General features: G+C 36.0%; 17 protein-coding genes and 2 pseudogenes. 8 read left to right on the top strand and 11 right to left on the bottom strand.

Translation table 11 applies throughout. The features are described from left to right. Positions 1 to 203: 203 nt before the first annotated feature. The 4 genes and pseudogenes from F6K06_RS13050 to F6K06_RS13035 all read left to right on the top strand — a co-directional run. Positions 204 to 1474 (top strand): annotated as a pseudogene (locus F6K06_RS13050) (IS701 family transposase); the annotation flags it as partial. Positions 1475 to 1477: 3 nt separating this feature from the next. Next, a complete protein-coding gene (locus tag F6K06_RS13045; protein WP_240038773.1) occupies positions 1478 to 2011 on the top strand; it encodes a COR domain-containing protein in 534 nt (177 codons plus the stop codon). Between the two features lie 137 nt (positions 2012 to 2148). Further along, positions 2149 to 3169, top strand: a pseudogene (locus F6K06_RS13040) (transposase). A gap of 402 nt (positions 3170 to 3571) precedes the next feature. Continuing rightward, a complete protein-coding gene (locus F6K06_RS13035; protein ID WP_124143260.1) occupies positions 3572 to 3871 on the top strand; it encodes a hypothetical protein in 300 nt (99 codons plus the stop codon). A 467-nt stretch (positions 3872 to 4338) separates the two neighbouring features. Here the strand turns inward: F6K06_RS13035 and F6K06_RS13030 are convergent, their stop codons facing one another. The 3 genes from F6K06_RS13030 to F6K06_RS13020 all read right to left on the bottom strand — a co-directional run bounded on the left by F6K06_RS13030 (position 4339) and on the right by F6K06_RS13020 (position 5336). Next, on the bottom strand, positions 4339 to 4728 hold the full coding sequence (locus tag F6K06_RS13030) for a hypothetical protein (RefSeq protein ID WP_124143261.1): 390 nt from the start codon (positions 4726 to 4728) through the stop codon (positions 4339 to 4341). 95 nt (positions 4729 to 4823) lie between these two features. Continuing rightward, entirely contained in the window at positions 4824 to 4964 is a 141-nt protein-coding gene (locus F6K06_RS13025) for a hypothetical protein (protein WP_161564328.1), read from the bottom strand. A gap of 45 nt (positions 4965 to 5009) precedes the next feature. After that, positions 5010 to 5336, bottom strand: a complete 327-nt coding sequence (locus F6K06_RS13020) for a Uma2 family endonuclease (RefSeq protein WP_124154108.1) — start codon at positions 5334 to 5336, stop codon at positions 5010 to 5012. Between the two features lie 203 nt (positions 5337 to 5539). Here F6K06_RS13020 and F6K06_RS13015 point away from each other — a divergent pair, with 203 nt between their 5' ends. Further along, complete coding sequence (locus tag F6K06_RS13015) at positions 5540 to 5764, top strand: hypothetical protein (RefSeq protein WP_205127579.1); 225 nt, start codon at positions 5540 to 5542, stop codon at positions 5762 to 5764. Here the strand turns inward: F6K06_RS13015 and F6K06_RS13010 are convergent. From F6K06_RS13010 to F6K06_RS12985, 6 genes are all read right to left on the bottom strand, one after another. After that, the gene (locus tag F6K06_RS13010) at positions 5737 to 5982 is read right to left on the bottom strand and encodes a hypothetical protein (RefSeq protein ID WP_205127225.1); all 246 of its coding nucleotides are present in this window, start codon (positions 5980 to 5982) and stop codon (positions 5737 to 5739) included. The genes F6K06_RS13015 and F6K06_RS13010 overlap by 28 nt on opposite strands. 24 nt (positions 5983 to 6006) lie before the next feature. Continuing rightward, positions 6007 to 6243, bottom strand: a complete 237-nt coding sequence (locus F6K06_RS13005) for a hypothetical protein (RefSeq protein ID WP_124143262.1) — start codon at positions 6241 to 6243, stop codon at positions 6007 to 6009. A 789-nt stretch (positions 6244 to 7032) separates the two neighbouring features. After that, a complete protein-coding gene (gene mutS, locus F6K06_RS13000) occupies positions 7033 to 9738 on the bottom strand; it encodes a DNA mismatch repair protein MutS (protein WP_192901037.1) in 2706 nt (901 codons plus the stop codon). Positions 9739 to 10352: 614 nt separating this feature from the next. After that, the gene (locus tag F6K06_RS12995; protein ID WP_124143263.1) at positions 10353 to 10556 is read right to left on the bottom strand and encodes a phycobilisome linker polypeptide; all 204 of its coding nucleotides are present in this window, start codon (positions 10554 to 10556) and stop codon (positions 10353 to 10355) included. Between the two features lie 374 nt (positions 10557 to 10930). After that, positions 10931 to 11416: an allophycocyanin subunit beta gene (apcB, locus tag F6K06_RS12990; protein WP_124143264.1), complete on the bottom strand. Its 486-nt coding sequence runs from the start codon at positions 11414 to 11416 to the stop codon at positions 10931 to 10933. 173 nt (positions 11417 to 11589) lie between these two features. Beyond that, a complete protein-coding gene (locus F6K06_RS12985; RefSeq protein WP_124143265.1) occupies positions 11590 to 12075 on the bottom strand; it encodes an allophycocyanin in 486 nt (161 codons plus the stop codon). 850 nt (positions 12076 to 12925) lie between these two features. Here F6K06_RS12985 and F6K06_RS12980 point away from each other — a divergent pair. Continuing rightward, positions 12926 to 13069 carry a hypothetical protein gene (locus F6K06_RS12980; protein ID WP_161564329.1) on the top strand — a complete coding sequence of 48 codons (144 nt, stop codon included), beginning with the start codon at positions 12926 to 12928 and terminating at the stop codon, positions 13067 to 13069. 76 nt (positions 13070 to 13145) lie between these two features. Here F6K06_RS12980 and F6K06_RS12975 read toward each other — a convergent pair whose 3' ends face one another. Together F6K06_RS12975 and purC are read right to left on the bottom strand one after the other, a co-directional pair. Then, positions 13146 to 16208: a BamA/TamA family outer membrane protein gene (locus F6K06_RS12975; protein WP_287323251.1), complete on the bottom strand. Its 3063-nt coding sequence runs from the start codon at positions 16206 to 16208 to the stop codon at positions 13146 to 13148. Between the two features lie 79 nt (positions 16209 to 16287). Further along, positions 16288 to 17016, bottom strand: coding sequence for a phosphoribosylaminoimidazolesuccinocarboxamide synthase (gene purC, locus F6K06_RS12970; RefSeq protein WP_124143267.1), 729 nt, complete (start codon positions 17014 to 17016; stop codon positions 16288 to 16290). Positions 17017 to 17261: 245 nt separating this feature from the next. On the opposite strand from purC, the gene F6K06_RS12965 reads away from it, so the two are divergent. Next, the gene (locus F6K06_RS12965; protein WP_287288271.1) at positions 17262 to 17639 is read left to right on the top strand and encodes an SH3 domain-containing protein; all 378 of its coding nucleotides are present in this window, start codon (positions 17262 to 17264) and stop codon (positions 17637 to 17639) included. A gap of 509 nt (positions 17640 to 18148) precedes the next feature. Further along, positions 18149 to 19030, top strand: coding sequence for a hypothetical protein (locus F6K06_RS12960; protein WP_124143269.1), 882 nt, complete (start codon positions 18149 to 18151; stop codon positions 19028 to 19030). Positions 19031 to 20045 lie beyond the last annotated feature (1015 nt).

Here is a 20045-nt window from a genome sequence, read left to right as displayed (position 1 = left end):
ATCAAATTCAGAGCGGTTTTTATTTGATAGGTATTTTTTGACTCTTGTTTTGATCATGATACTTTTCTTGAGGCGTTAGCGGAGCTTTGCTGAGGCAATCGCTCTCTATTTTGCAGCGTTGGCGGAGGGAGCAAGTGCGGCAGCTATATCGCTCTACATTACCATACGCTATATATGGTGTCTTTGCGTAAGTCCTGGATGTATTCAAGACAAAAGCTCAAAAAACTGGGTTTAGAGAGTATATAGGAGGGTGATTAGGGGAAAGCCAGAGAAAAAACTTGTCTCAAATTGCCAACAACACTGTAGGTCTGTCATACCACAAATTACGGCATTTTTTAGTTCGAGCAAATTAGTCCGTAGATGCTGGTATGGGAGCGTCGTCTTCAAGTAATGTGGGAATGTCGTCAAACAAAACCTTCTCGTTCCCGCAGCTTTAATTATAGACGATTCAGGCCACAGGAAAAGCGCACCGCCTGCGCCGAGGTTTCCTCGGCGTAAAGACGGAGCAAGAAGTGGTAATTTAACTGCAGGAGTAGGGCGGCAATATATAGGAGAAATAGGAAAAACAGATCATGGTGTAGTTGTGGTTACCACTCATCTTGATGATGGAGTCAAAAGTCTACCTTTAGATATAGCTTTAGATCAAAAAGCGGATTCTTTACCTTGAGGAAAAAAAGACCCAGAATTTGTGAAGAAACCAGACTTAGCAATGTCTCTAGTTGACCAATGTTTGTCAGCGAGGACATCGGCCAGAAATTGTGTTAATTGATGGGGGATATGGTAACAATACATCATGTTTGAATCAACTAGAAAAAAGAAATTTAACTTATATAGGAGGATTAGCTAAAAATCGTTTGCGTAGCATTCCGTAGGAAAAAGTAATCATCAAAAAACAGGATGAAATTCTAGAAGAAATTAGATTAGACCAGCTAGCTGAAAGTATATCCCCACAAGGCTTTAATTTAGTTCAACTAAGCACAAAAAAGAAAGAAGAAGTTTGGGTAGCCACATGAGAAGTACAACTATCTAGGATGTCAGGTCAAAAAACTATAGCTATCGTGATCAATGCTAAAAGTTTTTCTGAGGCCACTGCTCTTAACTATTAGATCACTAATATAGAACACAAATATATAAGTCCAGAGTGGATGTATTCTACTTATCAAAAGAGAAATTGGGTGGAAGTTTTCGTGATTAGAAGCCAAAGGATGGTGAGGACTAAGAGAATATCAAGTCAGAGATAAAATCAGCCTCAAAAGGCATTTTATTTTAGTCTGATCGTGCTTATACATTTATGATCTGGCATCAGTTAACAGGAGGTATAAGAAGGCGTTGGGCTAACAAACCATTAAATACCTTTACTGATACTTGAGAAGCATTTCGTACAGCAATATCTGATCGTTTTGTTGAGTGGTTAGATGAAAACATCGACGTATTTACCGCTGATCAAGAGAGTTTGGGGTTTGTTTGGGCTTGAAATTTGCTAAAGTCCCGCTATAAAATTCCTGGTACTTCTCAAATCTATATTGCCCCTCAACTCCTAACAGAAGCTCAACCAGAATATGATTGGGATGAAAGCAATAATTTGATATTACGTTACACTTACGAATTTATGCCCAAAGGAATTATTACTCAGTTTATTGTGGCGATGCACGAGGATATTGAGGAGCAAAAATATGTATGGAAAAGCGGAGTCATTCTCAAGAAAAATCAAACCAGAGCAGAAGTGATTGAATATTACGGTAAGAGAGAAATAAAAATTAGAATTTCTGGGCAGCAAAAACGGGATTTAATCACTATTGTTATTCACGAATTGGATAAAATTCATAGTTCCTACAATAATCGACTCAAATATAATAAATTAATTCCTTGTAATTGTTCAGCTTGCAAAAATACTCAGAATCCTTATTTCTACAACTTCAGGACTTACGCAAAGGCACTATATATAGTGTTAAGCCTTAAGGTTATTTCTACATTGGTATTCCTGACTAAGTTCCCCTTAGCGATCGCCTAAACAAAATTCGTGAGGGGCGAAAGACACGCTAATATAGTTTATTTTTCCTCTATGTAGATGTTGCTAATTGTCAATAAACTTGGCCAAAATACTCTAATTATTATAGAATAATACTGTTGTTGATTTGAGCTAACTACATGAATTTTAACTATATTGATTATTGTCAGTATTTACTCAATTCTCATACGAATTATACCATTACAAATTTAGCAAATCACCTAGAAAACGTTAGCCATGACACGATAAATCGTTATCTGAAAACCGAAAATTTTGATGACCAAAATTTATGGGGAAATGTTAAAGATGAAATTGTAACTAACACAGAAGGCTATTTAATATTTGATCATACAGTTCTTAATAAAGAACATAGTAATAAAATTGAGTTAGTCCGCCGACAGTATAGTGGTAATAACCATAGTGTAATTCGTGGTATAGGGATAGTAAATTGTATATATTTTAATCCAGAAGCCGAAGAGTTTTGGCTGATAGATTATCGAATTTATGACCCGGATACTAATAAAAAAAGCGTGCGGAGATCATGTAGAAGAAATGATTTTTTCTGTGGTAGGTCATAAAAAACTACCGTTTAAGACTGTATTAATGGATAGTTGGTATGCCACACAAAGATTAATGGCATTGATAGACAATTTAGGAAAAATATATTATTGTCCCTTAAAAATAAATCGCTTAGTAGATGATACTGGTGGTGTAGAAAAATATAAAAATATAGGAAAGTTAAGTTGGAATGAATCCGAAAAAACATCAGGTAAAATAATTAAATTTAAAGGGTTTCCAAGAGATAAAAAAGTCAAACTATTCTGGGCAACTGTTTCGACCAACAGGACAGAATATATTGCAACTAATGACTTAGCTCAATATTCAGTAGATGCTGTAGAGTTTGAGTCTCAAACTAGATGGAAAATTGAAGAATTTCACAGATAAATTAAGCAGTTAACAGGTGTTGAATTTTGTCAATGTCGTCTTAGGCAAATTCAAAAAAATCACATAGCTTGTGCTATGTTAGTCTGGAATTTCTTAAAAAGATTAGCAGTAAAAATAGGAAAAACTATCTATAGAGTCAAACATGATTTACTATCAGATTATCTGCTCCAAGAGCTGAAAAAGCCTACAATAAAATTCAGGGCTATTTTTATTTGATAGGTATTTTTTTCTCTTGCTTTAAGAATGGCAGAAATATTTAGGCGATCGCTTGAAAATTTATAGCGATCGCCTAAATTAGTAGACGCTATATATAGTGCCCTTGCGTAAGTCCTGAACTTTAGGGAATTAAAAGAACGAATTAATTATCGCAAATACACTACTGAGTGCGGTAAACCTCCCTATCATACAGTTGAGGTATTAAGTTTAATTGATGATGTAATAGACAAAGATAGGAGTAGGAATTTTTTAAACCCTAAAGATTCTACAAACTATACAATAAATAATCATACTGACTCAGTAATAAATATTAATGAAAATGATGTTATTGGCAATCAAACTATAGCTGAAAAACTTGTCAATGACCAAAGCCAGAAAATTGAAAATAAAAATGGAAATGTTGTGGGAAATGTATTGGGTGATGAGAGTAAGATTGCAGCTAAAGTAACAGGAAATTCTCCTCAATCAAAAATATCCCCTCAGCCAAAAATAGAAAAACCGAAAAAATTTGGATTTTTAGATTTCTTGACTTGGATGCAGAATGGGCAAATTATTTATTACTTAGGTTCTACTATTATTGGCATTCTTTTGCTGATTATTTATCCTAAGTTATTTCCATCTGGGTTTCCTAAATTGGTAGAGAAAGTTCAATATCTATTTCCAGCCCCACAAATAGAAAATGAATCTAATAGTTCAAAATAAGTTTTACTTCTTCAATGTGGGTTTCTGAAGATAAAAAGATGGATTGAGAAACATAGTAAGCTCATCCAAATTCGATTCCAATTTGATACTACTAATAGAAGTAATATCGTGTCTGCTGGTATCGTTTGTGTCAACCAAAGCGTGAATATCTACAGAAAATTTAAGTTTTTTCGGACTTTTAAGTATTCTGTTCTAGATAACTAAAGCTTTCTTCTTTCTTCCCTCTTCCTTCTTCCTTATATTTACAATAAGGACAGGAGATATTTTTTTTTCAAATGTCATAATAATTTTTTTGTTTTGAAGGAAGTTATAAATTAAAAATTTACTAGATACAGAAAATTTAAGGAAGCATGAGGTAAAGCTTAAGACTAATCTATAATTCTTATTCATTCCTTGTTCCCTAAAAACATATTATCAACTCGAAACTTGTTCTAATATTTGAAATTGATGAATGTTTGATTTAGTAACTACTTTTTCAACAACAATAAAACTAAAAATATTAAAAGTAAAATAACCTCTGTTCCTAATAAGCCGTAAATAGTTGTTCGCTGTTGTTCGGTAAAGGCAAAATAATCTAGAAAAACTGTGTAAATTAAAAATTGAGATAAAATTCCTATGAAAAAACAACTAATTCCCCAAGCTTTTCTTTGCCACAAACCAATAACAGCCACAATATCTAGGATGCCATAAATTATGTCTCCTATTTGCCAAGTTAGAGGAGTTTCTAACCATGGTTGTGGGCCTAAACCTATGATATTTGTAATGTGAATTAACCCGCTATAGGTAAAAATTAAGGCTAAAATTCTCAGGTATATTTTCATCCAGGAATTATTGGCAATTTGAGCAAGATAATTCATATTTTTTACGATCTAATTTTTAGTGCTTTATTTTTGTTGGGTTTATCCTAACGGATAAGCTGGAGCTAACGGTTCCTCAACCAAACCTACACTTATTACTTCTTCCTTCTTTCTTCTTCCTTCTTCCTTCTTTCTTTAAAATCCCAAATAGCATCAAGAGGTTCCTCCCAATCTAAATAACTCACTAATAAATCTAAATCAAGATTTGGTAATAACTGACTATTATTTTTCTGCAAATACTCACAATTTACTAGGCAAAAAACCTGTAACTCTCCATTTTGTCAAAACCAAACTTCAGAAACATCTAAACCTTGATAAATTTCTAAAGTTTGAATTCCTCCGCTAGTAATAACAACCTCAATTGCTAGATCGGGAATATTTTTTTGACTACCAATACAATAACATTGGTCTGGCTCAATTCCTTTTAATTTATCTTGAGATTTCAAAGTTGTAGAACCCAAGGGATAAAAACGAATCCCTGTTTCTAAACAATAATTTTCTACCAACATCCCCAACATTTTCTTGTAAATTTCATGGCGACTGCTAGGAGACATAATTTGTAAACTTCCTTGATGATAAATAACTTTGAAATAAGGTGAATTTCCCAAATAATTTAATAGATTTTCATAAATATTCCAGCTTATATCAGTAGAAATTAATAAGCGATTGCTGACGCAAAGCTTCGCTAACGCTATCAAGATTATCACAGTTCAAGTATTCGATAAGTTTCACAAAAGATTGTGTATTAGCTGATAAAACTACCATAAAATCAACCTCTCATAACTTGATTTTGCTGATAAAATTTAGTATTTTGGTATTTACAGATATTTATTTGAGATATTTGTTGATAAAAGCATCTGGAGTTAAACACTCAAAATCAGCGATCGCTTTAATTAGTTCTCTATTAGAAGAGACAAAACAATCTGTTAGTCCAAACTTAGCTGTAAGAAAAACTTCTATATCTTCTGTGGGGATATTTCCTGTTAAATTAATTTCTTTGAAGAGATTCTACCACTCTGCATCAGGGGTTACATAAAAGATGTTGAGATTTGACCAAATAAGACCAAGAACTAAACCTGCTTTGTCTTTATTCCATAAATACTTACCCACTCGCCAGATTTGGTCAATTAACTCAGGAGATAAAATAATTTCAGCTTCAATTTGAGCATATTGTTTTTCATAGTAACCTATAGATTCAAGAATTTTTGCCTCATCTGAATTAACTTCTTGAATGCCGATTATATTTTGTATCAAGACATAAACGTTTGATTTTAGAGATTATTTTATTCTCTCTTTTTCCTGAAGCATTTCTAATTTAACTTTCTTGATTAGGTCGAGTATCTTTTCCTGAGAATCATATCCTTTTGCTTTTGCTATTTCCCGCATAATTTCAAATTCATCTGGCTCATTTTTGGTAACAAGAATAATGTCTATTTCACCGTTATTAAATTCTGGAGGAACAGTAATTTTTACTTCTCCATTTTTCACTGTTCCTGTTGTTTGTATAATTCTCATCTCATACCTCGTATCTATGACTTAATAATTAAAGTTTTACCTAAGTAAATCATCCTTTTTTCAAAACTTCAGAAACACCTAAGTATTGATAAATTTCTAAAGTTTTAATTCATCCGTTAGTAATCAGAATTTAAGTATTCAATAAGTTTCACAAAAGATTGGGTATTATATGATGAAACTACCATGAAATTAACATTTCATAACTTCATTTTATTGATACTAATTCCTAATTTAATAAGAACTTAATAGAAAGCGATCGCTTCCTACAAAATAAAACGATAGAAAACGATCAGCTTACAGTCATATACCTATTCTATCTTTACTTAATTTGCTTATGCAAAAAGTGCTGTTAACCAAGAAATTAACTTCACAGTAACAGGAACAACTTCTTGAGCTAGTTCGTTTACTTCTTTTACTAAAGAAAAAGAATCTGACAGTTAACAAACCCAGTTTCTGGTTTGTATTAGATATCTCATAATACCTTGACGTTTCAAACTTCAATTGTGCTGATAACTGATAACTGTTAACTGATAACTGTCACAATAAACTATCTCCAAATTATTCACTAAAAATATCTAACTGCTCTACAGAAATGTAGGTTGGGTAGAACGGAGTGAAACCCAACAAAACTTTGATTGTTGCTGTACTCCTGTTGTTGGGTTTATCCTAACGGATAAGCTCCGCTAACGTTCCTCAACCCAACCTACTGCTAGAAAAAAAAGAAAGCAGAGGTAATTTTCATTCTTGAATTTTTACCTCTGATAACTGATAACTGCTAACTGATAACTGTTATAGCAAACTATCTCCAAATTCCTCACTAAAAATATCTAACTGTTCTACAGTTATCACCTCTTCCTCTTCTTTTTTCTTAATACCTTTCCGCAAACCAATAGCTATCTTACTATGCTTTTCAATTTGCTCCATTACCTGTCTAGCACGCTGAATTACTGAATCCGGTAAACCTGCTAATCTTCCCGCTTCAATACCATAAGATTTATCCGCTCCACCAGGTTGTACCTGATGCAAAAATACAATTTTATCCGGCAACTCTTTCACCGTTACCTGATAATTTGCCACATTATCCAAAATAGAAGAAAGTTCATTTAATTCGTGATAGTGAGTCGCAAAAATTGTCCGAGACAAAATTTCCGTTGCCAAATATTCTGCCACCGACCAAGCAATCGAAATTCCGTCAAAAGTTGCCGTTCCCCTACCAATTTCATCCAACAAAACTAAAGACTTTTCCGTAGCATGATTCAAAATATTTGCCGTCTCATTCATCTCCACCATAAAAGTTGATTGACCTGTTGCTAAATCATCCACTGCTCCAACACGAGTAAATATCCGATCGCTCACCGCCAAAACAGCAGAACTTGCCGGAACAAAACTACCAGTTTGTGCCATTAATTGAATCAATCCTACCTGCCGCAAATAACAACTTTTACCACTAGCATTCGGACCAGTTAAAATAATTAAATCTTGAGCTTGATAAGGAGTAACTCCCGAATTATTTTCCTCTATATTTTTACTTCCCAATATCGCAGTATTAGGCACAAAAAAACCAGCAGGCAAATATTTTTCTACCACCGGATGCCGACCCTCAATAATTTTCAATTCCCGACTATCAGTCATCGTAGGACGAACATAATTTTGATAAATTGCTACTTCTGCAAAACCACACAAAACATCAATAGCTGCCACAGCACGAGAAACATTTCTAATCTCCTCTGCGTATTCCCCCACTTCAGTTCTCAGACCAACAAAAATATCATATTCCAACTCATTCAAATCATCTTGTGCCGTTAAAATTCTAACTTCTCTTTCCTTTAATTCCTCAGTAATATAACGCTCCTCATTAGTCAAAGTCTGCTTCCGAGTATAATCATCCGGAGCCAAATCTGCCTTTGATTTAGAAATACTAATATAATAACCAAAAGCCTTATTATAACCAACCTTTAAATTAGAAATTCCCGTCCTTTCTCTCTCCGTAACTTCCAAATTAGCAATCCATTGTTGGTCTTCTTCAGCTAACCTCCGCATCTCATCTAATTGTTGATTTATCTCAGACTGAATTAACCCACCTTCTTTTAACTTTTGAGGAGGAGACTCTACTAAATGAGAATGAATTTTTTCTCCCAATTCTTGTAAGATTGGCGGAATTTTTTGCAACACTTTTAAATAGGGAGAATTACCTGCCAATGCTAATGCCGAAAGTTCCGGAAGTTTCGTTAAAGAATCAGCTAAAAAAACTAAATCTCTAGCATTTGCAGTACCAGCACCAGTACGTCCAGTTAAACGATCTAAATCATAAATTTGACGCAATACTCTTTGAATATCTTGACGCAAATCGTTATTAGTTATCAGTTCATCAATAGTGTCATGTCTAGCACGAATACCCTTCAGACTCAGAAGTGGTTGTTGCAACCATCGTCGTAAAGCACGACCACCCATTGCAGTGCTAGTTTTGTCGATCGCCGATAACAACGACCCTTGATAACTCCCATCTCGCACCGTTTGAGTAATTTCCAAATTCCGGCGAGTTTGATGGTCGATAATCAAAAAATCTGCCAAAGTATAGCTCCGCAGACGTTGTAAAGGAACTTGATTTTCCTTTTGAGTTTCTTCAAGATATTCCAGCAACCCACCCGCAGCACGCACCCCCAGTGGAATACGTTCGCAACCGATACCTTCCAGGGATGTCAGTTGAAATTTTATCAACAGTCGCTCTTTTGCCTCCCCTAAAGTAAAAGGTTGTTGCGGACGTAGAGAATAACAGAAAGAATTAGGCAGACATTCTGGAAGATGGTCTGATTTTTCACCCGGTCGCAACATAAAACCGATATCCGGCGCATTTGTAGGAAATAGTACTTCCGACGGTTGCAAACGCATCAATTCTTGAGTGAGTTGGTCTAAACCTTGGGTCTGGGTGGTAAGAAACTCTCCGGTAGAAATATCAGTGTAAGCAAGACCCCAATGATTTTTGGCAATAACGACAGCAGCTAAATAATTATTGTAGCGAGGTTTGAGCATTCCATCGTCGGTAAGAGTACCCGGAGTAAGGATACGAGTAATTTCACGCTTGACTTGACGGTTTTCTTTTTTCGCAATAGCAGAATCTTCTACTTGATCGCAAACAACCACAGCGTAACCCTTTTCTACTAACATGGCAGCATATTTTTCCACAGCATGATGGGGTACACCAGTCATCGGTACTCTGCCAATTTCTTTACCAGCGTGCTTAGTAGTTTGTACTAACTCTAATTCTTGAGCGATCGTCACAGCATCCTGAAAAAAACATTCAAAAAAGTCACCTACTCGAAATAGCAAAAGAGCATGAGAATATTGTAGTTTTACTTCCACATAACGCTGCATCATTTCTGATAGTTTGCTAACATCAATTTTGTCATACTCAGTGTTAGGAGGAAGAGAATTTTCTACTTGATTTTGTTTAGCTTTTGGAGATTTTTGAGTAGATGTAGATGCGGAATATTTCATAAATACTTAATAGATAATTTAATTTATTTAATATTATAGTTATCAGTCTTTCTTAAAACAGAATAAATTTGGAATAATGGTACTACTTTTTTAGTATTAGGTCGCAAAACAATTGATCAATAACTCAGATTAGTTATAGTGGTTTGTAGATAAATTAATTATAATAAATTGACCAAATAGGCAAGAATTAATAACTTATTTTAATGCCAAAGACTCTAATTTATTGTCCCTATTTCCTACTGCTTAAAAATCTACAATATAGCAGTCGAAGGAAAGGGCACGAACATATCAAAAGCTGACAGTGCTTTTGCTGATTGATGAACCACATCGTCATAACCAAAACCCTGTAGGAGCGTTTTGCTCCCCAACATATAAAGCGCAGCTTTGCATTAGCAAATGGCCATTAGCTAGGGCACAACTACGTTAATGCCCCTACTGTAGTCTACCGAAATGAAAGCCGCTGTAAAACTCACACAACGCATGATTTTTCCTTCTTCTTTCTACAAGATCTCACAACTCAAGTTAAAATTTCTATATTTCATTACAAGTGAAATACAAACAAAAAAAAGAGGTCTTTTGACCTCTCTTTTACTACCATTTCTCAAAATAGTAATTTAAAGTAACCCAGTATTTGCTCCTGGTTTACCAGTAGCTAACTGGACATTAACAATTTTACCACCCATTTTCATAATTCTTTGTTGTTCCTGGAACCAGCTATCATAAGGAACAAGCTTGGTAAAGTAAGTATTTTGTAATTCTCGTTGAGTACGAATACGAGTTTGACTCGGAACACAAGCAGTAATCTTAAACATTCTCATAATACAAATTTCTCCTAATACTTGGTGAAGATTTTCTTAAATCCTTTTGTAAAACAATTAGGGTAAACAGTCAAATACTTATCTAATTATTATTGAGTTTTGAGATTATCTAAACCCATATATTGACGACCCCCATACTTAAATCTAACACGAGAATTTCTAAGTAATGCGATCGCCTCAAATCTCAAACCTAAAAACTCCTAAGGCAGGGAACCTATAGAATCAATGCTAGTTTACTAAAACAGATTATTTATTCAACAATAAGCCTTTGGTAATCTAACACTCACTCTAGGCTTCCCTAGCCTCATAGTAAAACATCAGTTAAATCAAAAAGGTAAATCTACCTTTTTTGGCCTTTTTTACTGATCGCCAAATTAGCTCAACCCAGAGCAAATGTAGTCGAAGTAAACGCCCATTTCCTTTCCAGCATCAGGACCGACTAAACCAGCAGTAACTTCCTTCATAGCTTGAATAGCTTGTACAGTAGCACCGATGGGAACACCCAAAGAATTGTAGGTTTCTTTGAGGCCATTTAATACGCGCTCATCCAAAATGGAAGGGTCGCCAGCTAGCATAGCATAGGTAGCATAACGTAGATAATAGTCCAAATCACGGATGCAAGCAGCATAACGACGAGTGGTGTACATATTACCACCAGGACGAGTAATATCAGAGTAAAGTAAAGACTTAGCTACAGCTTCTTTAACAATAGTTGCAGCATTCGCACTGATAGAAGTTGCAGCGCGAACTCGTAGTTCACCTGTGGCAAAGTAGTTAGTGAGCTTCTCTAGAGCACCAGCATCAAGGTATTTACCTTGAATGTCAGAAGAATTAATAACGGAGGTAATAGCGTCTTGCATTATTGATTGATTTCCTTAAATTTGCTGAATCTTCAAAATTATTGGATAGGCGAAGGCCAGGATTTTAGAGATTTGATTGTAGACTTCAATTTGATATTTCAGGAAGTTCTAAATTATTAAATTCTTGTTTCCTTCTCACCAACTTTCATCTAACCTCTAAAAAATATTTAGCCTTAACTCATAGCACCGATAACATAGTCAAAGTAAGAAGCAGCTTCGCTAGCATCATCACCTGAGAGAAGGGAAGCAGCAACATTCTTCATGCAGCGAACACCTTCAGCAACAGCTTCGATGGGAGTGCCCAAAGACTTATACATTTCAGTAACGCCTACGAGTCCGATCTCTTCAATAGGAGTAACGTCTCCAGCAACAATACCGTAGCTGATCAAACGCAAATAATAATCCAGATCGCGCAAGCAAGTAGCAGTCATTTGTTCACCGTAGGCATTACCACCTGGAGAAACAACATCAGGACGCTTTTGGAAAAGCTGGTTTCCAGCCTCCTTAAGAATACGCTCACGAGATTCACTCATAATTTGAGCAATCCGAACGCGACGTTCGCCAGAGGAAACAAAAGTCTTGATTCGGTCTAATTCGCCGGGACTCAGATAACGAGCCTCAGCATCTGCATTAACGATTGATTTGGTAATTATACTCATGCTTTATTCCAACAGAGTTAAGGTAATAAGGTTGCTTAAAAATTGGTTAGCTAGTAAGAAGGACAAAGTACCCTCTGACATAACTACCTTCAGCAAGTATTTTGAGGCATTTTGTTCACTTTCTCATTATTTTCTTAATAGTTTGTAATATTTTCATAGCAGCAAGGGGTATTTTGGGCCAAAAACGCCCTTATTCTTTGACAGATGACAATATATTTAATTTTTTTGTCAGAAGATACCTTTTTTTATTTCTGAATCCTAGCCAAAGGCCATTTCTCATCTTCTCTAGATGGAAGGCCATTAACTACAAAAATATACAAGCAAAAAATTTGACCCTAATTACATGGCTAGATAGATAATTTTGCTCATTTTCCACTTCATCTACCTGTAGTCAATCAAACAATTCTCCTCACTCAAACAATTCTCCTCACTCACTTTTCTCCCCATTGATTCCTTTATTCCCTATTTCCTACTTTATTGTTAAGTATTCTAAAGGGACACGATATTAAATTTTGAGGAAGCGGATTTCACATTAGAGGAGATTTAAAAAAACTGGCGTTGCTGAATCAAGGTATGAAAATAAAAACTGAAGAATCTCAAATACTTGTCATTGATATAGTTTAGCAATCGCCAAAAAAATACAAATCATATCCCAAATCAGCAACGCCAAAAAACTAAATATTTTCCAAACACCTTGTCAGACTAAAAATAAATTTTTTTCTAGAACAAATTTATTTTTAGTGTTGAAGGTATGACTAAGGAGGATTAAATTGATGTCATTAAAATCATCCTGATTCCTATATAGAGATTGAGAATAAGCGGATATAAACTATTATCAATCTTTAAAGTTATGAACAGACAGATCGTTTCAATTCTTTTGGTGAATTTTGCATTAGCAGGAATCGGTATTATTCCAGAAATCAGTAATTTAACTAATATAGAACTAGACAAATTACAATCCGATCACAACACTCAATCCGAACTTATTAATTGAAAAACTTATGTTTCCCGTTGATACTTAATCTAAAAATCATTATCACTCAGCAACGCCCATAAATTAGAACTTAGTATTAGAAACGCTCACCAATACCGAAGTGGAAACGAGTATCACCTTCATCATTAATAGCGTAATCAACTCTAATTGGACCGAGAGGAGATTGTACCCGAATACCAGCACCATAACCTATACCGTCTCCTGGTTTCTCTCGCACACCTCCAGGGTTACCAATAACAGAACTTTGACTATCAAATACTGTTGCAGCATCAATAAATAAAGCGCCTCCAAGAAATCCAAATACAGGAAAGCGATACTCAACAGTTCCCAACAAGAATGTACGACCTGCTCCTACAGAACCTTCATCATATCCACGAACTGTATTAGTACCACCTAGAGGAAAAGCTTCATAAGGAGGTAAATCTCCAATTATATGACCACCTTGTATGTTAAAGGCCAAAGCTTCAGGTCCATCAATGAAGTTAGTCAAGTCTACTGGAATATAGAAACTGTAATTAGCTCGTAAACGATTCAATGCAATCTCTGCTGAACCTATAGGAATAGACTGTTCTGTACCAAATCTTAGTAAACTACCAGAAGTAGGTTGTCGGGGATTATTGCGTCGATCATTAACAATACCAAATTGAATAGTAAGTAGATCGTCTTCCCCAGAATCATCAACAGTCAATTTATTACCTAATTCATCTCTAGGTTCAGTATCACCATCACTATCCTGAATTTCTACTCGTTCATATTTTATTCCCAAAGAAGCTGTCCATTCCGGTTCAACAAATGGATTAGGAATAAACGGACGGGTAAAACTAACTCCACCTCCTGTACGAATGACTCGTGGGTTGTCACCATTAGGCAGATCGACATCGCGCTGATCGTTTTCGTCGTCAGAATCAAAAATTACCGATATTGCTCGTCGTCTGAACGCATTAACTGTGTAGGAAAGGCGGTGGTCATCTCCACCTATCCAGGGATCGGTAAAGCTAATATCCGCTAGTAATAATCGCTCACCTACTTGAAACTCGCCACCTAATTTCTGATTATTACCACCAATATTTTGTTGTTGATAACTGACTGTACCAAATAACCCACTCGCAGAACTAACTCCACCACCAAATGCGAGAGAACCTGTACTTTTTTCTACAATATTCACAATCACATTTGCCTTGTTAGGATCGTCTGGTGCTGGTTCTAAACCCAATCTAACATCTTCAAAAATTCCTAAACCAAACACTCTCCTAATATCTTTTTCTGCTGTTTGTCGCTCAAAGATATCTCCTGGTTGAAGTTGAATTTCTCTAGTGATGATATATTCACGAGTACGACCCTCAATTAAATTACCTTCTTCATCTGTTGTTTCTCCTTCTGCACTCACAAAGCGTACTTGAATATCTTTAATTTCTCCCTCTGCAACTTCTAGAATAACTGAACCGTCGTCATTGACTTGGGGAGCACCGATAACTTGTCCGAGAACGTAACCGTTATCTTGATACCACTGGTTGACTTGTTCGACACCCCCTTCAAAAATTTTCAGATTCAGAGTTTCACCATATTGCTCGCCGAATATTCTGTCTACTTCACTTTCAGGGAATACTTGAGCACCTTCTATGGTTACAGAATTCAATACAGGGTTGGGTTCAACTTCAAAAGTTACTCGTACACCCAGGGGAGTATCTTCTGGTAATGCTTTCACATTTCGGAAGAAACCAGTGGCAAATATCGCGTTAATGTCTCTCTGTAGTTGAGACCGAGTTGTAGTACGTCCAGCTTGAGTAGTAATGACTTGGTAAACTTGGTCTTCTAGTTCTCCGTCTACTCCACTAACTACAACTTCAGCGACTAGCACTAAGGGTTCTGCTTCTTCTGTAGAGGGTTCTGTTGGTTGTGATTGAGAAAGAGTAAATTCTTCTGATTCTATTGCGGAGGGTGGGGCATCGCTATCTGGTTCTTCGAGGACTTCTTCTTCTGGGGATGATATTTTGGCCAAGTTGTCTGATGGGTCTAATGTTAATTTCTGTTGATTTTGAGTAATTTCACTATCAGATAAATTTATTTTTTGATAAATTTCAGAATCAAACTGTTTATTGATGGTTAGTTCTAATTTGGTTTCTACACCTTTTGCCAACTGGAAATCTTGAGGATTTTCCCTTTGATTTTCTACAATTTCTGAAGTAGGAATATTCGCAGCAAACTGTTTATTGATGGTTGGTTCTAATTTGGTTTCTACACCTTTTGCCAACTGGAAATCTTGAGGATTTTCCCTTTGATTTTCGACAATTTCTGAAGTAGAAATCTCAGGAGCAAACTGTTTATTTATGGTTGGTTCTAATTTAGTTTCTACACCTTTTGCCAACTGGAAATCTTGAGGATTTTCCCTTTGATTTTCGACAATTTCTGAAGTAGAAATCTCAGGAGCAAACTGTTTATTTATGGTTGGTTCTAATTTAGTTTCTACACCTTTTGCCAACTCAATATTTTGAGAATTTTTCCTCCAGTCATCCACAATTTCTGAAGTAGAAATCTCAGGAGCAAACTGTTTATTGATGGTTAGTTCTAATTTGGTTTCTACACCTTTTGCCAACTGGAAATCTTGAGGATTTTCCCTTTGATTTTCGACAATTTCTGAAGTAGAAATCTCAGGAGCAAACTGTTTATTGATGGTTGGTTCTAATTTGGTTTCTACTGTTTTATTAATTAGAGCTAGTTGAGGAATATGTTGATTTTCAAGATTTTCTAAAGCAAAAGCGAAAAATTCTGCAAATTCCTTATTAAAAGCAGAACTGTATTTACTATTTAAACTTTTACCAATAATTACAGGTTTTGTAATTTCTCTAACCTTAATTAAATCATAAAAATCAAGTTTGACTGCTTCTTTAGACCAAGATATATGGGAGAAATTATTATTGATACTACCAAATAATTTTTGTGAAGGGAAATTATATCCTAACTCTAAAAAAGATTTAGTAGAAGAAAATTTGTTAAATTGTTTTCTTGAATTAATAGATATAGCAATAAAATTACTATCTATATCAGTATTACTTTTCGATATTTGAGCATTAGCAGATTTTGAGATTCCAAAAGTTGTTGAAGCAGCAAAAATTACCACTAAGAACGGAGACAAGCGCATATAATTCTATCCCCTACAATCCACACACCAGTTAAATTTTCCATACAAACTGTAAAATTGTACACCATTGCCAGGGTTCTCAACCTGTCTGAGCCAAAATCCTTTCTAAGACTTGTTGATATGCCGTTTCTACATTACCAAGATCGTGACGGAAGCGGTCTTTGTCCATTACTCTCAAGTTTAAGTCAGTTTGAGATTGGTCCCAAAGTCGGCAGCTATCTGGACTTATTTCATCCGCAAGAATCAGATTATTTTGCCGATCTAGGCCAAATTCGAGTTTGAAGTCCACCAGAGTAATTTGACATTGGTTAAAGAAATTTTTGAGAATATCATTAATTTTTAGGGCAAAAGTCCGTATTTGCTCTAATTGTTCTGGGGTAGCTAGTTCCATTATTAAGAGGCGATCGCGTGTCAACAGTGGGTCTTGAAGACTATCATTTTTATAGCAATATTCCACTAGAGGAAATTTCAACACTGTTCCTTCTGCTAATCCAGTTTGTTTACAAAGACTACCTGCAGCAATATTTCTCACAATAACTTCGATAAGCAAAATTTTCACCTTTCGGACTCTCATTTTATCTGGTGCAGGACAGTCAATAAAATGAGTAGGTATACCATTAGCTTCCAGTAGTTTAAATATGTGACTAGAAATAGTACAATTAATTCTACCTTTCCCTGTTATTGTGCCTCTTTTTTGAGCATTAAATGCTGTGGCATCATCTTTAAAATAAGTAAGTAATATTTCTGAGTCGTTAGTGGTATATAGAATTTTCGCTTTACCTTCGTAAAGCTTTTGATTAGATGACATAAAAATTATTGAATAGAAAATAAAAATAGAGTGATGAGCGGTCGTTACTAATTACTCTTTTATGTGCTTATCACAGTATAAGCTTAATGTCAATATCTTAAATAAAATATTGTGAAGATTAGTATAGACAAATAACAAGATTAGATTAAACAAAATTAATACTCAATGTCTTGTCTGAGGGTCTCTTTTCTGAGAAAATAATATAAAGACCGGAATTTATGCAATCAGATCGAGGAATGAAACAGATGATGAATTGGACAAAATCTGTAGCAATGAGTACTTTATTATCTATTGCTGCTATTGGTAGTATGAGTCTTACTTCTATAGCAGTAGGAGCGCCTCAGAACACTAAAAGTGTAGAGCAGTCTATCACTACAATTCCCACTGAAGGTGAAGAGCAACTTGCTCATAGTTATGGTCATGGTAGTAAGCATTATGGTAGTTGTCGTCGAGTGGCAACTCGTCATCGCAACTTGCGAATTAGGACATATCCTTGGGGTAGAATTATAGGAGGTTTACATCCCGGCGCTCGTGTCCGTGTTATTGGTTACCGTCATGGTTGGGCAAGAATTTCATATCCTTATTATGGCTATGTATATGGTCGTTATTTGAGACATTGTTAACTAGCTATCAGTATTTTCCGTACCGGAATGCTCCGCAAACAGCACTCAGCTTTCAGCACACTCAAAGCTTGGGTTGAAATGCATGAGTTGATTCCTAAGAACAAGCTACAGGCAAGTAATGCAGCTAAAGTAGAAATAAATTTTGCTAGGAATGATCGCGGATGACTAAGAGTTACCGCGGTCTTACTTTCGATAGCGACTTTGAAATTTATGTATCAGGACTGACGCTATTGCACCATTATTGTCAAATTATCAAAAAATGTAATACAATCTCCGGTTGAATACTCAAAAATAACTAATAATACGGAACAGATAATACGAAGATAGAGAAGGTTTTTTGTAACTAATTAATGCAGACTTAATGCAGACATGATATAAAGTGAGATGTAGTTACAGACCATAAAAATCAGTTTTTTTCGCCGAAACTGTGAAGGCAATGCAAATATAGAATCAACAATCAAAAATCAAGAACGACAACGCAAACAACTAACAAAGCAAAAGGGGTCAAAATGAGCGATTCAATCATTGATTTACTAGACCAACTACCGAGTAATAATCTAACGGTCAAAACACTCAATGCTCTAGATTTCGTAGTACCTGGCGAGTGGGAAAATGTAGTAGGTTTTGATAAAACTATTGAAGTAATTACAGGTGAGACAGATGCAGATAGAATTATGGATATCCGCAATAAAGCTATTGAGCTATACAATGATGCGGATAATGGATATCAGGGAGCTATATGGTATTACAACCTAGTTGATAATGTAGACGGCGCTCTTGCTGCAGCAGCTATGGCCGAAATAGTCAGTGAAAAAATCCCCTTTTTAAGCTTTTTAGGAGGCTTAACTCCCAAAGCTGACACAACTCAATCTATTGACCTGTGCCTAAAAATTGTAGCAGAGTTGATAGCTTATAGTAAACTCAATGGTCTGCCAATTCTTAATCCAGGAGAATTTGTCACAAACCTGACTGAGGAGTATAGTGGTCCATCTCTGATGCGAATGGCTGCCTTAGTTTGTCTTGATGGTTTGATACCTTTGGGTCCAGACTTCCTACAAAAAGTACAAGATACCCTTGATGGAGAAGGTGAAAGTGCTTTTGCAGATAATGCAGTTTTTGGAGCAATTAGCGATACCATTCCTGGAGATGACAAATTTGGCTTTATTAGTGAGACCTTCGGAGCAGTTCAAGGGTGGATGGATAACTTGGTTGGGTCAGTTGGTTTAACCCCAGAAAGTATTTTTGACAAAATTGGTGGCTTTATCGACTTTTCCGATGACGCTTTAGATGTTGTAGCTGCATTTCTAGATAAAACCACAAATTACTTTCAACATACAGGCACTCAATCTGTAGCTAGAAAGTTGATACAGCGTGCAGCAGAAGAAGCATAATTAACGAAGTCAGAAGTCAGAAGTTGTTTTTGTAATGGGGATTTGAGCAAGCCTCCAAAAACATTTTGCCAATCAAGGTGGGGTCGCGCGAACCAATTATTTTGAGAATTCTCATCTCAACGTTGGTTGGAGACCTGCGTTCTCCCGTAGGGGAGCCTCGGATTGTTCTAATTGGGGCTTGCTGATTAAATCTAAAAGTATTTACAGATAAAGGTTTTAGCCTTTTTGGGGTCGAATTGCAGTGCCTGGTTTTCAGCTCTTCACGCTCTTGCATGGAGCGTATTTTAGGCTCATAGTTGGGCAGAACAATCTTGGGACAATTCTTATCTTACTCCTACCTCCTCGCTCCCGACCCTTTTCTCCTGTCTCCTGTCTCCTGTCTCCTGTCTCCTACCCTTACCCATAAGACTTTTGAGCGCAAACCCTAATTGTAGTCATGTAGTGAAAAAATTGCCTCTAAGTATTAAGAGAGTGGGATTCTCCAGAATGCGGTATTCACCATGATCGAAATATAAATGCAAGTATAAACATTTTGCGGATGGGAACCCGCGTCGGCGCAAGATGCAAGGGAACCCCCACCAAGAAGGCTGCGGGACTCGCAGTTTCAGTCTGTGGAGCGCGCCTTTAGACCCGAAGGGAGTAAATCTCCGAAGGTGGGTGCTATGTTAGTGCAGCTCCTCTGTCAAGAGGCAACAGAAAGCCCCTGACAGCGATGCTAGGGAATGCCGCGCTGTCTCCTAAGAGCAACGTCGGGAGGATGTCAATTCCATACAAACAGCATTTGATGTAATCCTACCGTGATAATATAAAGTCTTAGCCTTTTCAAACTAAAATGCCACTCCTAAATAATTTAGGAGTGGGTTTTCCATTGGCTATCAAACAAACTCAGTAGACCCATATATAGCAGTCAAAGTAAAGCTTAGGATATTCCTAAATGCTCAAAAGATCGTCAGAGATTACTTCTGTAGGGGCGAATGGCCATTTGCTAACGCAGAGCTGCCGCTAACGCCCCTAC

Source organism: Okeania sp. SIO1H4 (assembly GCF_010672695.1).
GTDB lineage: Bacteria > Cyanobacteriota > Cyanobacteriia > Cyanobacteriales > Microcoleaceae > Okeania > Okeania hirsuta.
This window is presented reverse-complemented; position numbering and strand designations above follow the sequence as displayed.

Excerpts from the sequence above, each read along its gene's own strand:
- F6K06_RS13005 (WP_124143262.1), bottom strand. The coding sequence starts at position 6,243 with ATGAGAATTATACAAACAACAGGAACAGTGAAAAATGGAGAAGTAAAA.
- F6K06_RS12985 (WP_124143265.1), bottom strand. The coding sequence starts at position 12,075 with ATGAGTATAATTACCAAATCAATCGTTAATGCAGATGCTGAGGCTCGT.
- F6K06_RS12980 (WP_161564329.1), top strand. The coding sequence starts at position 12,926 with ATGAACAGACAGATCGTTTCAATTCTTTTGGTGAATTTTGCATTAGCA.
- F6K06_RS12995 (WP_124143263.1), bottom strand. The coding sequence starts at position 10,556 with ATGAGAATGTTTAAGATTACTGCTTGTGTTCCGAGTCAAACTCGTATT.
- purC (WP_124143267.1), bottom strand. The coding sequence starts at position 17,016 with ATGTCATCTAATCAAAAGCTTTACGAAGGTAAAGCGAAAATTCTATAT.
- F6K06_RS13030 (WP_124143261.1), bottom strand. The coding sequence starts at position 4,728 with ATGAATTATCTTGCTCAAATTGCCAATAATTCCTGGATGAAAATATAC.
- F6K06_RS12975 (WP_287323251.1), bottom strand. The coding sequence starts at position 16,208 with ATGCGCTTGTCTCCGTTCTTAGTGGTAATTTTTGCTGCTTCAACAACT.
- mutS (WP_192901037.1), bottom strand. The coding sequence starts at position 9,738 with ATGAAATATTCCGCATCTACATCTACTCAAAAATCTCCAAAAGCTAAA.
- F6K06_RS12965 (WP_287288271.1), top strand. The coding sequence starts at position 17,262 with ATGATGAATTGGACAAAATCTGTAGCAATGAGTACTTTATTATCTATT.
- apcB (WP_124143264.1), bottom strand. The coding sequence starts at position 11,416 with ATGCAAGACGCTATTACCTCCGTTATTAATTCTTCTGACATTCAAGGT.
- F6K06_RS12960 (WP_124143269.1), top strand. The coding sequence starts at position 18,149 with ATGAGCGATTCAATCATTGATTTACTAGACCAACTACCGAGTAATAAT.